This window comes from Cellulomonas biazotea (assembly GCF_004306155.1).
GTDB classification, from domain to species: Bacteria; Actinomycetota; Actinomycetes; order Actinomycetales; family Cellulomonadaceae; genus Cellulomonas; species Cellulomonas biazotea.
Window position 1 is genome coordinate 1 of record NZ_BIMR01000149.1, and the last position, 12,921, is coordinate 12,921.

Consider the following 12,921-nt stretch of genomic DNA (forward strand, 5'->3'; position numbering starts at 1 on the left):
GTGCCGCCGGTGCAGGGGCCGCCGCGGGTGGCGTCGCCGCGTTCCTCGGGGCCATCCCGCTCGGCGCCGCCGCGATCGCCGCCGGTGCGGTGGCCGTCGCCGCGATCGCCGCGGTCGGCGTCTACGGGCTGCTCGGCTCCGAGGACGAGCCGGTCGCGGCCCCGTCCCCCAGCATCTCCACGCCCGCGCCGAGCGAGACGCCGACGACCGCACCCACCCCGACGCCGAGCGCGCCCGCCCCGACGCCCACGCCGTCGCCGTCGGCCGTGCCCGACCTCGACCGCGGCACCCTCCTCGCCGACGACGAGGCGGACGACGCCGACGAGACGACCACCCGCCCCGCGCCCCGCCCGACCGTCGCGCCGACCACCGACCCCGGCACCGACCCGACCGTCGCACCGCCGCCCGCTCCCGCGCCGCCCGCGGTCTCCGTCGAGGTCCCTGCCGACGGGCTCGTGCTCGCCGCCGGCCTCGCCGGTCAGGAGCTCGCCTTCGGCGTGCGCAACTCCGGCGGGACGGTCGCGACCGACCTCGTCGCCGAGGTGACCCTGCCGACCGGCGTCACCGTCGACGGGATCGCCGCCGCCGCCGTCGAGGGGCTCGGTGGCGGCGGGTTCGCCGTCATGGCCGCACAGGGCTGGGTGTGCGACGGCGGCAGTCCCGTCGTGCGCTGCACGCTCGCCCGGCTCGCACCCGCGAGCGTGGCCCAGCTCGCGCTCAAGGTCTCCATCGACGAGACGTTCGACGGGCTCGACGCGCAGGTCGGCCTGCGGGTCAACGGCGCCGGCCTCACGTACCGGTCGCCCGGCATCCCGGTGCGCATCCACGCCGCCCCCGCGCGCCTCGCGCTGCGCACCCAGCCCGCGCCGCTGACGCTGCACTCGGGCCGCGCCCAGCAGCTCGACCTCGACCTCGCGAACGTCGGCGGCTCGCCCCTCGGGTCCACCGCCGCCACCGCGACCCTCCAGCTCCCCACCGGCCTGGCCTGGGCCGTCGCCCCCGGCAGCGCCCCCTGGGCATGCGCCGACGGCGCCGGACGCACCGTGACGTGCAGCCTCGACCGGATCGCCGCGCGCGCCGCCGCACCCCTGTCGCTGCTGCTCACCGCGCGCGAGCCCGGCGAGGTCGGGACGCACGTCATCGGTCTCGACCTGCGGCCCACCGGCTCGCGCGCCCCCGAGCACCTCACCGTGCCGTTCGACGTCGTGCGGCCCGCGCGCCTCGGCGTCGACGGACCTGCCACGGCTGCCCTCGCCCGGGGTCGAGGTCTCGGCGCTGCGCTCACCGTCGGGAACGCCGGGGACGTGCCCGCCGCCGGGGTCGTCGCGCGGCTCACCCGCCCCGCCGGGACCACATGGCCCGACGCGCCCGTCGACGGCTGGTCCTGCGGACCGACCGACGGCGTCGACCTCACCTGCACGCGCGACGGCCTGCCGCCGGGGCAGTCCGTGGCGCTCGCGGTCCGCGTCGACCCCGACGCCGGGTCCGTGGGCGCCCTCGGGGACCTCGTCGTCCGCGTCGAGGCGCCCGGTGCCGACCCCGCCGCCGAGCACCGGGTGGCCCTCACGGCGACCGCGCCGGTCCTCACGGTCGCGGAGCCGATCGTGACACTCGCGAAGGACGCCACCACCGGCACCGTGTCGTTCGCGGTGAGCAGCGCCGGCGGGGTCGCGGCGGCCGATGCCGAAACCGTTGTCGCCACGCTCACGCTCCCGGCTGCGCTGACGGTCACCGACCTGGGCGGGCCGACGAGCAAGTGGTGCGAGCAGGTGGACTTGCGACACATTCGCTGCGCCGTCGGGCAGCTTCCCGCAGGTGCGACCATCGACGCGCTGGTCAACGTGCGGTGGTCAGGCAGCGCCGAGGGTCACGTCGTCGCCGTGGCGTCTGCTCCGGGCGCGGCGCAGGTCTCCGCGTCGAGCCGTGTCCGCACCTCCTCCGCAGGGCTCAGCCCACGCGGGCGGTTCGAGGGCGGCTGGGCCGTCACCGAGGTCGGCGCGCCCCTGCTGACCTGCCGGACCTCGCTCACGACGTGCGTGCCCGCGCTGCAGAACGGCGACCGCGACAACAACAGCTTCGACATGGTCGAGCTCGACGAAGGACCCGACCTGCCCGACGCGACCGGAGAGCGGCCCGCCGTCCGGGTGTCGTCCGCGGCCCAGCTCGACGTCCCCGCCGGCCGGGAGATCGCGTTCGCCGGGCTCTACTGGTCCGCGAACATCGGCCCCGGCGACACGTGGAGCGGCGACCCCGCCGTCGTCCGCCTCCGCGGCCCCGCCACCGCCTACCGGACGCTCAAGGCGGATCCGACGGACGTCCGGGTCGTCGGCGACAACGCCGGCCGGCAGTACTACCAGGCGTTCGTCGACGTCACCGACCAGGTCGCCGCCGAGGGCGCAGGCCGGTGGTCCGTCGCCGACGCCGCCGTCCGCGCCACCCGCAACGACCCCAACCGCTCCTACTACGCGGGCTGGGCGCTCGTCGTCGTCTACGCCGACCCCGGCACCGACGCGACCGTCACCGTGTACGACGGCGGAGCGTGGATCGGCACCTCGTCCGAGCCGCCCGTGTTCGAGTTCGCCGCCGAGGCCCGCACGACCGCCCGGATCGGCGTCGTCGGCTGGGAGGGTGACCGGACCGCCGTCGGCGACCGGCTGCTGCTCGACGGCGTGCGGCCGCTCGTGCCCGAGCGGTGGGACGGGACGACGCCCGCGTCCGGGGCGAACAATGCGTTCGACTCGACCGCGCGCGGCTGGCGGTGGTCGAACTCGCTGGGCACCGACGCGAAGGGCTTCGCGCCCGCCGTGCTCAGCGGCGACGTGAGCTCGCTGACCGCGACGACGAACGGCGACCAGTACCTGATCGGCGTCGTCACGCTCCGCACCCAGCCCGTCACGACGAGCACACCAGCCGACGCCCGCTGACGGCCTGCGGTGGCCGTCCCGAGGCGCCGGTGTCGCCCCGCAGCGGCGGAGTCGTCAGGCGCGCGCGACGGTGGTCAGTCGGCGGGCTCGACGACGGCCGCGACCGCCGCGTCCACCGGGACGACGCCCTCGGTGAGCTCCAGGACCAGCCCCGCCGTCAGCGGCGCGTGCAGCACGGCCGCGAGGACCGCGGCGACGTCCGCGCGCGGCACCGCCCCGCCCGGGACGTGCGCGTCGAGGCGGACGGTGCCGGTCGGCTCGTCGTCGGTCAGGCGACCGGGGCGGACGATGGTCCAGTCGAGGTCCCGCGCCCGCAGGTCCTCCTCGCTGGCGGCCTTCGCACGCAGGTAGGCGGCGAACACCCCGTCGGTGCCGTCCGGGGGCGCCGACGTCGCACCCATCGACGAGACGAGCACGTACCGCCGGACGCCCGCCTGCTCGGCGCCCTCCGCCAGCAGCGCGGCGGCCGCGCGGTCGACGGAGTCCTTCCGGTCGGCGCCGCTGCCCGGCCCGGCGCCCGCGGCGAACACGACGGCGTCCGCACCCGCGACGGCCTCGGCGACGTCGCGCGCGTTGGCCCGCTCCAGGTCGAGGACGACCGGCTCGGCGCCGTCGTCGCCGACGTCCTGCACGTGCGCGAGCTGCCGGACGAGCGCCACCGGGACGTCACCCCGGGCTGCCAGTGCGCGCGAGAGGTGGCGCGCGACCTTTCCGTGCCCTCCCGCGATGGCGATGCGCATGTCCTCACGGTAAGCAGCGCGTGCCGGACGGGCGACCGGAAGGGTCCGGCGGGGCGGTCGGGAGGTCGCGCTGCCGGACCTCCCTGGTCCCCCAGACCGCTGGGCGGCCCGGCAGCGCGCGCCTCGACGGGCGTCCCCCGAGCCGGTCGAGGAGCCGCGATGCTGGCACCGCGCCCCGGTCCGCCCCAGGGTTCGCCGCGGAAGTCTCAGGATGCGGGCATGCCGCCGGGCGCCACGCCGTTCGCGCCGATCGGGTGTGGTCGGACCTTGCCCCACTGCGCCTCTGTCAGACGACGCCGTACAGGCGGTCGCCCGCGTCGCCGAGGCCCGGCACGATGTACGCCTTCTCGTTGAGCCGCTCGTCGACCGCCGCCACGACGACCTGGACGTCCGCGCGGTCACCCACGAAGTCCTCGACGACCTTGAGGCCCTCGGGCGCGGCCAGCAGGCACACCGCGGTGACGTCGCGCGCACCGCGGGCCAGCAGGTAGTCGATCGCCGCGACGAGCGTCCCGCCGGTCGCGAGCATCGGGTCGAGCAGGAAGCACTGCCTGCCCGACAGGTCGTCGGGCAGCCGGTTCGCGTAGGTGATCGCCTCGAGCGTCTCCTCGTCGCGCTGCATCCCGAGGAACCCGACCTCGGCGGTCGGGAGCAGGCGCGTCATGCCCTCGAGCATGCCGAGGCCCGCGCGCAGGATCGGCACGACGAGCGGACGCGGGTCGGCGAGCTTCACGCCGGTCGTCGTCGTCACCGGCGTCTCGATCTGCACGGTGTCCGTGTGCACGTCCCGCGTCGCCTCGTACGCGAGGAGCGTGACGAGCTCGTCGACGAGCAGCCGGAAGGTCGGCGAGGGCGTGCCCTTGTCCCGCAGGACCGTGAGCTTGTGGGCGACGAGCGGGTGGTCCGCGACGTGCAGGCGCATGCGCACAACCTACCGGCAGTCCCACCAGGTGGACGCCCCGAACGTCCCCACCGACGGCCCCGGCTGCGCGATCATGACCACCATGACGGATCACGGTCCGCGTCGGGCGCTGCAGCCGTTCGACGCGTGGGCGATGGGCCTGGCGCTCGACGAGGCACGCCGCGCCGCCCTGAGCCGCGACGTCCCCGTCGGCGCCGTCGTCGTCGGCCCGACGGGCGAGGTCGTCGGCCGCGGGCACAACGTCCGCGAGGCCACCGACGACCCCACCGGCCACGCCGAGGTCGTCGCCCTGCGGGTCGCCGCCGAGCGGCTCGGCCGGTGGCGGCTCGACGACTGCACCCTCGTCGTCACCCTCGAACCGTGCCTCATGTGCGCCGGGGCGATCGTCCTGGCGCGCATCCCGCGCCTCGTCCTCGGCGCCTGGGACCCGAAGGCGGGCGCGTGCGGGTCGCAGTGGGACGTCGTCCGCGACCGCCGCCTCAACCACCGCGTGGAGGTCGTCGGCGGGGTGCGCGATGAGGAGTGTGGGCTGCTGCTCCAACGGTTCTTCGAGGCGCAGCGCGAGGACGGCGCGCGCGACTCGTACGTCTGACGTTCGCCTGGGTCAGAGGGCGTCGGCGAGCGCCGTCAGCGTCTCCGACGTCCCCGCGTGCAGCGTCACCGTCGCGTAGCGGTCCCCGCGCGTCGCCCCGCGGTTGACGATCACCACCGGCTTGCCCGCCTGCGCGGCGTGCCGCACGAACCGCAGCCCCGACTGCACCGTCAGCGACGAGCCCGCGACCAGCAGTGCGTCAGCGGCGTCGACCATCGCGTACGCCCGCTCGACCCGCTCCCGCGGCACCGTCTCCCCGAAGTAGACGATGTCGGGCTTCAGCATCCCGCCGCACACCGCGCAGTCCGCGACGACGAAGTGGCTCGTCCGCTCGACCACCGCGTCCGCGTCCGGGGCGATCTCCACGTCCGCGACGACCTCGTCCGCGAAGTGCGGGTTCAACGCGTCGAGCCGCGCCGCCAGCTCGTCCCGCCCGACGACCGTCCCGCACGACAGGCACACCACCCGGTCGTACCGTCCGTGCAGGTCGATGACGTTCTGCGAGCCCGCCGCCTCGTGCAGCAGGTCCACGTTCTGCGTGATCACACCCAGCACCGTGCCGTCCCGCTCCAGCCGCGCCAGCGCCCGGTGCCCCGCGTTCGGCTCCGTCCGGTGCACGTGCCGCCAGCCCACGTGGTTGCGGGCCCAGTAGTGCCGCCGGAACCGCTCGTCACCCGTGAACTGCTGGAACGTCATCGGGGTGCGCGGCGGCGAGTCGGGGCCCCGGTAGTCGGGGATCCCGGAGTCCGTCGAGACGCCCGCACCTGTCAGCACCGTGAGGCGACGGCCGGTCAGCACGCCCAGCACGTCCGCCAGCGAACCCGCCGGGGCGGGGAGGGTGTCGGTCACCCGACCACGGTAGGCGTCCCACCCGTGAGAGGCCGATTCGGAGCAACGGCCGCGACCGGGTACTCTTCTCCGCGAGGTAGCGTGTCCGAGCGGCCTAAGGAGCACGCCTCGAAAGCGTGTGTGGGTGAAAGTCCACCGTGGGTTCAAATCCCACCGCTACCGCCAGTCGAAGGGTCCCACCCGCATGATCATGCGGACGTGGGGCCCTTCGTCGTTCTTCCGTCCAGCGTCGACACGTGCGCCGTTGCCGGGCGTGTGCCAGGCGCGGTGTCGGCGACGGCCGGTCGTCCTCCTCAGACCGCCGTGGGTCGTGCGACGTGGAGGAACTGCTGGGGCTGCGGCGCGTAGAACTCGGTGATGAGGCGGACGTCGTCCGGGGTGCAGCCGATCAGCACCTTCACCTCCGCGTCGCGCTTGAACGGGTCGACGGTCGCGAGGACGCCGGTGACCCGCGGCCCGCCGCTGCCCAGCCAGACGTCGACTCCCTGGCCGTCGCCGCCGTGGGAACCGTCGAGGTAGCCGTAGTCGAGCGGGTAGACGTAGGCCGCGATCCGCGGGTGGGGCATGCCGCGGGGGCGGTCGACGACCAGGGGGCAGTCGTCGACGAGCTGGTCGAGCGCGCGCCAGAAGTCCGGCGATGACGTCATGGGGCTCCGATCGGTGGGGTGCGCGTCGGCGACGAGTGGCGGGAGGTCGCGAGGGGACGGTCAGTCGACGGGAGGCGCGTCGTCGACGTCCCTCCCTGCCCCAGCGCCGCTCAGCGCCGAGACCGGCGCGCTCGACGCGGGGGACACCCCGCGGGCCTCGTGGACGAGGTCGCGGGCTCGGCGGACGGCAGGGGTGAGGTCGTCGAACAGGTGGGACTCGTCGCGCAGCGCCTCGACGACCCCGACGTGCCGGGCGAGGGGCAGGTGCTGGTGCCGGATGCCCTTGACCAGGACGGTGACGCCCCGGCGTTCGAGCCCGGCGACGAGCTCGTGGAGGGTCTGGGCGCCGGTGGCGTCGAGGACCTGGACCTGCGAGAGGCGCAGGATGACGACGTCGGCGTCCTGGATGGTGGCGACACGGTCGAGGACGCGTTCGGCGGCGGCGAAGAACAGGGAGCCCTCGATGCGGAAGAGCGCGATGTGCTCGTCGCCGGGTTCAGCGGGGCCGGGGAGCTCTTCGCGGTGGACGCCGGCGGCGCGGGCCATGGTGCGCAGGGACAGCACGGCGGCGACGGCGAGGCCGATCCCGACGGCGTAGATGAGGTCGACGCTGACGGTGATGACGGCGGTGAGGGCGAACAGGACGGCGGCGGCGCGGGTCGAGCCGACGACGGTGCGGGCGGTGGCGACGGAGACCATGCGGACGGCGGTGACGATGAGGACCCCGGCGAGCGCGGCGAGGGGGATCCGGGAGACGACGCTGCCGGCGGCGACGACGACGAGCAGCAGGAGCACGGCGTGCGTGATCGCGGCGACGCGGGTGCGGGCGCCGGAGCGGACGTTGACCGCGGTGCGGGCGATCGCGCCGGTCGCGGGCATGCCGCCGAAGACGCCCGCGGCGAGGGTCGCGAGGCCCTGGCCGACGAGCTCGCGGTCGCCGTCGTAGGGGCCGGTGTCGGAGTGGGAGGCGGCGACGCGGGCGGACAGGAGCGACTCGATCGCGGCGAGCGCGGCGACGGTGAGGGCGGGGACGACGAGCTGCGTGACCATGCCGAGGTCGAGCGCGGGCAGCGACGGGGCGGGCAGGCCGGACGGGAGGGCGCCGATGGTCGCGAGCGGCAGGTCGACGACCGTCGCGACGGCGGTGACCAGGGCGATCGCGACGATCGACCCGGGCAGGGCGCGGTGCACGCGCGGCGCGAGGACCATGACGGCGGCGACCACGGCGACGACTCCGAGCGACCAGGCGGCGCGCGACCGGTCGAGCTCGTGCAGGACCTGCCACGCGGCGACGGCGGTGTTGGTGTCGTGGCCGGCGGCGGGCACGCCGAGGGCGGCGGGGACCTGCTGCAGGAGGATGACGACGGCGATCCCGAGCGTGAAGCCCTCGATGACGGGCCAGGGGATCAGGCCGACGGTCCGGCCGAGCCGCAGGACGCCCGCGAGGACGACGAACACCCCCGCGAGCAGGCAGACGATCCCGAGGGCGGCCGTGCCGTGCTGGGCGATGATCGGGGCGAGCACGACGACCATCGCGCCGGTCGGCCCGGACACCTGGACGTGGGAGCCGCCGAAGACCGCCGCGACGACGCCGGCGACGACCGCGGTGACCAGGCCGGACGCGGCGCCCGCGCCCGAGCTCACGCCGAACGCGAGCGCGAGGGGCAGGGCGACGACGCCGACCGTCAGGCCCGCGACGAGGTCCGAACGCCACGACGCGCGCAGCGGTGCGTAGTCGCGGGCCGACGGGAGCAGCGTGCGCCAGGAGCCGTCGGCGCTCACGCGTCGGCCGAGCCGGGTCGCGTGCCGGTGCTCAGCACCAGGTGGTCCCGGGTGGTCTCCAGGATCTCGGTGAGCAGCGCGCGGGCGACGTGCAGCAGCTCGGCGACGTGGGCCGACGCGAGGCGGTAGTACACGGTGCTGGCCCGGCGCTCCGACTCGACGAGCTGGTAGCGCCGCAGGACCGCGAGGTGCTGCGACAGGTGCGACGCCTCCAGCCCGGTCTCGGCGATCAGCGTCGCGACGGGCACCTCGTCGGCCGCCGACAGCAGCTCGAGGACGCGGATGCGCACCGGGTGGGCCAGACCCTTGAACAGGTTGGCCTTGATCTCGTTGAGGGGTTGCTTGTCCACCGGGTCCTCGTCACATGACGGATTGATGGATGCATCATACCGACGCGGCTGAGCCCCCACCTAGGACGTCGGGCCGCCCTCGGCGACGACGAACGCCTGCAGGTCGCCCTCGACGTCCTCCACCGGGCAGCCCTCCGGCAGGACCGCGTACGACGCACCCCGCGCGCCCGACGGCTCGTCGTCACGGTCGACGACCACCGACCACCGTCCGGGTGCGTCGACGTCCGGCTCGACCTGCGCCACCAGCCGCCAGCCGGTGCGCCCGTCCGTGCGGTGCACGTCGAACGCCTGCGTGCCGACCGGGTCCGGGACGCTCCACGACACCTCGACGCCGTCGGGGGTCGCGACCGCCGCGACGTCCGCCACGGCCGTCGACCGGAGCTGCGCGCAGTGCTCCTCCCAGGTCAGCTCCGTCGGGCCCGAGCACGCGGCGAGCAGCGCGACCAGCGCGCAGGCCGCAGCCGACACGCACGCCGCACGCAGCCTGGGTCGCATGGCCGCACCGTAGAGCGCGGTGCCGACGTCGGGAACGCCCTCCGCGCGCGGTCACACGGCCGGGCGCACGCGACTCGGACCGGCTCAAGTCACGGCGCGGCCGTGCCGAGACACCAGACGTGAGGCGCAGGACGACTCCCGCGGGCTGGTACCCCGACTCGCGCACGCCCGGGCAGCGGCGATGGTTCGACGGCAGGGCGTGGACCGACCACGTCCTGCCGACGTCGGCCGTCCCCGGGCCGCCCCCGCCGGGCCCGCGGGCAGGCCGCAACCGCCGAGGCGTGGTCCCCGCACCGCCCACCGTGGTCTGATCGTCCGGGTGGTCGCGCGTTCCGGGCGCGGCCCCGACCTGGAGGACCCGATGGCGACCCTCGTCTCCACCCTGTTCATCTCGCTCGACGGCGTCGCGGAGATCGACCCGGCGTGGCACTTCCCGTACTTCGACGCGAACATGGGCGCCGCCGTCGGGGAGGACTACGAGGACGTCGACGTCCTGCTGCTCGGGCGCGTCACCTACGACTCGTTCGCCGGCGCGTGGCCCGACCGCGAGGCCGCCGGGGGCGAGGACGCGACGTTCGCGGCCCAGCTCGGCGACGTCCGCAAGGTCGTCGCCACCCGCGGCGACGCCGACCTGGGCTGGCGCAACGTCGAGCGGACCGACGACCTCGTCGCCGCCGCCCGGGCCCTCAAGGCCGACCCGGAGGTCGGCAAGGTCCTCGTCGCCGGGTCGATCTCCGTCGTCCGGCAGCTGCTCGCCGCAGGGCTCCTCGACGAGCTCCGGCTGCTCGTCCACCCCGTCGCGGCCCGCTCCGGCGAGCGCCTGTTCGACGAGGGCGACGCCGTCTACCCGCTGCGGCTGCTGCGCTCCGACGTCTTCCCGACGGGCGTCGTCCGGCTGGTCTACGCGCCCGGCGAGGTGCCCGGCGACGCGGGCTACGAGGACGTCGTCGACAAGGTGCCCGGCGCCGGGACGGACTGACGGCCGCCGCGCTCAAGCGCGGGCGCTCCGGTGCCGACAACTCGGACGTGAGCCAGACTGCGCCCGCGCCCGGGTGGTACGCCGACGGTGTGACGCCCGGCGTGCTGCGGTGGTTCGACGGTCACGCCTGGACGGAGCAGACGACGCCGGACCCGTCGCACGCGCCCGCCGCGCAGGGGTGGGCGCCGCCCGCTCCCGTGTCCGCGGGCGGTGGTGGGTTCGCGGGCGGTCCGGCGGGCGCGTACGGCCAGGCGGCGCAGGGCCAGGGCGCGTACGGCCAGGGCGCGCACGGCCAGGCGGGCTACCCGCAGGCTGCCTACGGCCAGGTCAACGGCTACGGGCAGGCGCCGACGTACGGGCAGCGCAGCGACTACCCGCCCGCGCCGGGCTACGCGCCCGGATACGCACCGGGGTACGGGCCGGGCTTCGTGGCCGCCCCCGCCGCCGAGGACCACGGGCCGGGGAGCGCGCTGCACTGGGTCGTGCCGGTCGGACGGTCGTGGCAGTCGGTCTTCGCGGGGTACCTCGGCCTGTTCGCGCTCGCGATCTGGGCGCTCGGGCCGGTCGCGCTCGGGTTCGGCGTCTGGGCGATGGTCCGGGCGCGGTCGGGCGGGCACGGACGCGGGCGCGCGGTGTTCGCCATCATCGGCGGGCTGATCGGCAGCGCAGCCGGGGTCTGGTTCCTGGTCTCGGGCGTCGGTACCGAGTAGTGGCGTCGGGTGACGGCGGGGCGCCGGCCCAGGGCGCGCCAGGATCGCAGCGCTCCTAGGATCGGCGCGACCGTCCCTGCGCGTGGAGGAGACCCGGCGTGATCGACCTGACCGCACTCGTGGCCCAGCATCTCGAGCAGGCACGGCAGGACCCGCACGGGCGCAGCGCGGAGCTCGTCGCGCACGACGGGGAGCTCCGGCAGACCGTCCTGGCACTGACCGCGGGCTCGCGCCTGGGGGAGCACAACTCGCCGGCGGCGGCGACGTTGCAGGTGCTGCGCGGGCGTGTGCGCGTCGAGTCGGAGGACGTCCAGGCGGAGCCCGCGGCGGGCGAGCTGTGGGTGCTCACGCACGAGCGCCACTCCGTGGTCGCGCTGGAGGACAGCGTCTTCCTGCTGACGACGGTCACGGGCGTGGCGCGCGGCACGTACGCCTGACGCGGCGCTCGACGGCGGGCCGCCGCCCCGCTGAGAGGCGGCTGAGGCGCCGTGGCCCGCCCCGCCCCGCGGCCCTAGCGTCGGTCGCAGCGGCGACGGAGGGGGCGCGACATGGACCTGACGGGGGCGACGTGGGGATCCCGGCCGCAGGAGGTCGCGCGGACGTACGCGTGCGACGCCGCGGGCGACGACCTCCCGGTCCGGCTGGTGCGGGCGGTCGGCGTCGACGCCCCGGCGGCGACGGCGTTCGCGTGGCTGTGCCAGCTGCGGGACGCGCCGTACAGCTACGACCTGGTCGACAACCGGGGGCGCCGCAGCCCGCGGACGCGGACGGTCCAGGTGGAGGACCTGACGCCGGGCACGCGGATGATGGAGATCTTCACGCTGGAGCAGGTCGTGCCCGGCGAGCACCTGACGATGCGGATCACCGAGCCGCGCGCGGTGCGGTTCTTCGGGCCGGTGACGGTGACGTACGCGGCGTTCGACGACGGGCCGGACCGGTCGCGGATCGTCGCGGTGCTGCGGGTCGGGGCGCGTCGTCCCGGGCGGGCGACCGGCGCGCGGCGGCTGCTCGCGTGGGGCGACCTCGTGATGATGCGCAAGCAGCTGCTCACGCTCGCCCGGCTTGCGGGCCGTGAGGCGGCCGCCGTCAGCGGCTCCGGCCGGCGCTGACGGCGCCCCGTCCGGCGCGGGTACCGCTCACGTCGCGGCGCAGGTAGTTCCACGCGAGGACCGCGCACGCGACCCCGTTGACGAACCCCATGAGCACGTCCGTGAGGGAGTGCATCCCGCGGTACATGCGGCCGATGCCGACGCAGAACGGCACGAGCAGGCAGAGCACGGTCGCGACCCACCGCAGCACGGGGTTGCCGATCCGCTGGCACAGCGCGGCGAGCGTCAGGTAGAAGGCCGTCGCGGCGCCGGTGTGGCCGCTGGGGTAGCTGGACGTCGGCGGGGAGTCGTCGAGGTGCTCGACCTCGGGGCGGGAGCGTCCGACGACGACCGCGGCGGTGATGAAAACGAGCGCCTGCACGGCCACGGCGATCCCGGGGACGATCGCGAACCACCACTGCTTGGTCCGCCACCACACGAGCGCGATGGTGAGCACGCATGCGCCGATGAGGAACTCCGTCTGCCCGATGCCGGACAGGAACATGGTGACGATGTTGAGGGTGGCGGTGCGGCGCTCGACGAACCACTGGTTGACGGGGGCCTCGGCGGGCAGGTTGCCGAGCGGGCCGACGAGCAGCAGCCCGACGCCCACGACGACGACCCACAGCGCGACGGCGGGCAGCAGGGCGCGTCGTGACAGGTCGCGCCAGAACTCGCGCGCGCTGGGCGCGGTGGTGTCGAGCTCGTAGCGGTGCAGGAACGTGTGCACTCAGCCCTCCTGGGTGGTGGGTCGGGTCGGGGCGTCGACGGGGTCGCCGCCGTGGGGGACGTCGGGGACGTCGGCGGGTGGGGGAGTCGGGGCGCCCCAGCCTCGGTAGCCGA

General features: G+C 75.6%; 15 protein-coding genes and 1 tRNA gene. 8 read left to right on the forward strand and 8 right to left on the reverse strand.

The annotated features are described in order from the left end of the window. Nucleotides 1-2,924, forward strand: a 2,924-nt coding sequence (locus tag CBZ_RS20845) for a COG1361 family protein (protein ID WP_507762210.1), incomplete at its 5' end; no start/stop codon positions are given. 74 nt (nucleotides 2,925-2,998) lie between these two features. Here CBZ_RS20845 and CBZ_RS10675 read toward each other — a convergent pair. After that, entirely contained in the window at nucleotides 2,999-3,664 is a 666-nt protein-coding gene (locus CBZ_RS10675) for an SDR family oxidoreductase (RefSeq protein ID WP_130781540.1), read from the reverse strand. 286 nt (nucleotides 3,665-3,950) lie between these two features. Then, nucleotides 3,951-4,586 (reverse strand): uracil phosphoribosyltransferase, encoded by a 636-nt coding sequence (upp, locus tag CBZ_RS10680; protein ID WP_130781541.1) that lies wholly within the window; start codon nucleotides 4,584-4,586, stop codon nucleotides 3,951-3,953. Nucleotides 4,587-4,659: 73 nt separating this feature from the next. Here upp and CBZ_RS10685 point away from each other — a divergent pair, with 73 nt between their 5' ends. Then, entirely contained in the window at nucleotides 4,660-5,178 is a 519-nt protein-coding gene (locus tag CBZ_RS10685) for a nucleoside deaminase (protein WP_246013271.1), read from the forward strand. Between the two features lie 12 nt (nucleotides 5,179-5,190). Here the strand turns inward: CBZ_RS10685 and CBZ_RS10690 are convergent, their stop codons facing one another. Further along, a complete protein-coding gene (locus tag CBZ_RS10690) occupies nucleotides 5,191-6,027 on the reverse strand; it encodes an NAD-dependent protein deacetylase (RefSeq protein WP_130781542.1) in 837 nt (278 codons plus the stop codon). A 75-nt stretch (nucleotides 6,028-6,102) separates the two neighbouring features. On the opposite strand from CBZ_RS10690, the gene CBZ_RS10695 reads away from it, so the two are divergent. Further along, nucleotides 6,103-6,192 (forward strand) — tRNA-Ser (locus CBZ_RS10695). A 128-nt stretch (nucleotides 6,193-6,320) separates the two neighbouring features. Here the strand turns inward: CBZ_RS10695 and CBZ_RS10700 are convergent. From CBZ_RS10700 to CBZ_RS20850, 4 genes are read right to left on the reverse strand one after another with little or no spacing between them, the layout of a single operon-like run. After that, a complete protein-coding gene (locus tag CBZ_RS10700) occupies nucleotides 6,321-6,674 on the reverse strand; it encodes an inorganic diphosphatase (protein WP_130781543.1) in 354 nt (117 codons plus the stop codon). Nucleotides 6,675-6,734: 60 nt separating this feature from the next. Continuing rightward, on the reverse strand, nucleotides 6,735-8,456 hold the full coding sequence (locus CBZ_RS10705; RefSeq protein WP_130781544.1) for a SulP family inorganic anion transporter: 1,722 nt from the start codon (nucleotides 8,454-8,456) through the stop codon (nucleotides 6,735-6,737). Beyond that, nucleotides 8,453-8,806: an ArsR/SmtB family transcription factor gene (locus tag CBZ_RS10710; protein WP_174768659.1), complete on the reverse strand. Its 354-nt coding sequence runs from the start codon at nucleotides 8,804-8,806 to the stop codon at nucleotides 8,453-8,455. The genes CBZ_RS10705 and CBZ_RS10710 overlap by 4 nt, the downstream gene beginning before the upstream one ends. Nucleotides 8,807-8,866: 60 nt before the next feature. Beyond that, the gene (locus CBZ_RS20850; RefSeq protein WP_165446729.1) at nucleotides 8,867-9,301 is read right to left on the reverse strand and encodes a hypothetical protein; all 435 of its coding nucleotides are present in this window, start codon (nucleotides 9,299-9,301) and stop codon (nucleotides 8,867-8,869) included. Nucleotides 9,302-9,420: 119 nt separating this feature from the next. Here CBZ_RS20850 and CBZ_RS22135 point away from each other — a divergent pair, with 119 nt between their 5' ends. From CBZ_RS22135 to CBZ_RS10735, 5 genes are all read left to right on the forward strand, one after another. Then, nucleotides 9,421-9,612 carry a DUF2510 domain-containing protein gene (locus tag CBZ_RS22135; protein ID WP_165446730.1) on the forward strand — a complete coding sequence of 64 codons (192 nt, stop codon included), beginning with the start codon at nucleotides 9,421-9,423 and terminating at the stop codon, nucleotides 9,610-9,612. A gap of 50 nt (nucleotides 9,613-9,662) precedes the next feature. Beyond that, entirely contained in the window at nucleotides 9,663-10,280 is a 618-nt protein-coding gene (locus tag CBZ_RS10720) for a dihydrofolate reductase family protein (RefSeq protein WP_130781545.1), read from the forward strand. Between the two features lie 47 nt (nucleotides 10,281-10,327). Next, nucleotides 10,328-10,990 carry a DUF2510 domain-containing protein gene (locus tag CBZ_RS10725; RefSeq protein ID WP_165446731.1) on the forward strand — a complete coding sequence of 221 codons (663 nt, stop codon included), beginning with the start codon at nucleotides 10,328-10,330 and terminating at the stop codon, nucleotides 10,988-10,990. Between the two features lie 98 nt (nucleotides 10,991-11,088). Continuing rightward, a complete protein-coding gene (locus CBZ_RS10730) occupies nucleotides 11,089-11,427 on the forward strand; it encodes a cupin domain-containing protein (protein WP_130781546.1) in 339 nt (112 codons plus the stop codon). A gap of 111 nt (nucleotides 11,428-11,538) precedes the next feature. Beyond that, a complete protein-coding gene (locus CBZ_RS10735; protein ID WP_174768660.1) occupies nucleotides 11,539-12,099 on the forward strand; it encodes a hypothetical protein in 561 nt (186 codons plus the stop codon). On the opposite strand, the gene CBZ_RS10740 is transcribed toward CBZ_RS10735, so the two are convergent. Further along, entirely contained in the window at nucleotides 12,077-12,808 is a 732-nt protein-coding gene (locus tag CBZ_RS10740) for a phosphatase PAP2 family protein (RefSeq protein WP_130781547.1), read from the reverse strand. The genes CBZ_RS10735 and CBZ_RS10740 overlap by 23 nt on opposite strands. Nucleotides 12,809-12,921 lie beyond the last annotated feature (113 nt).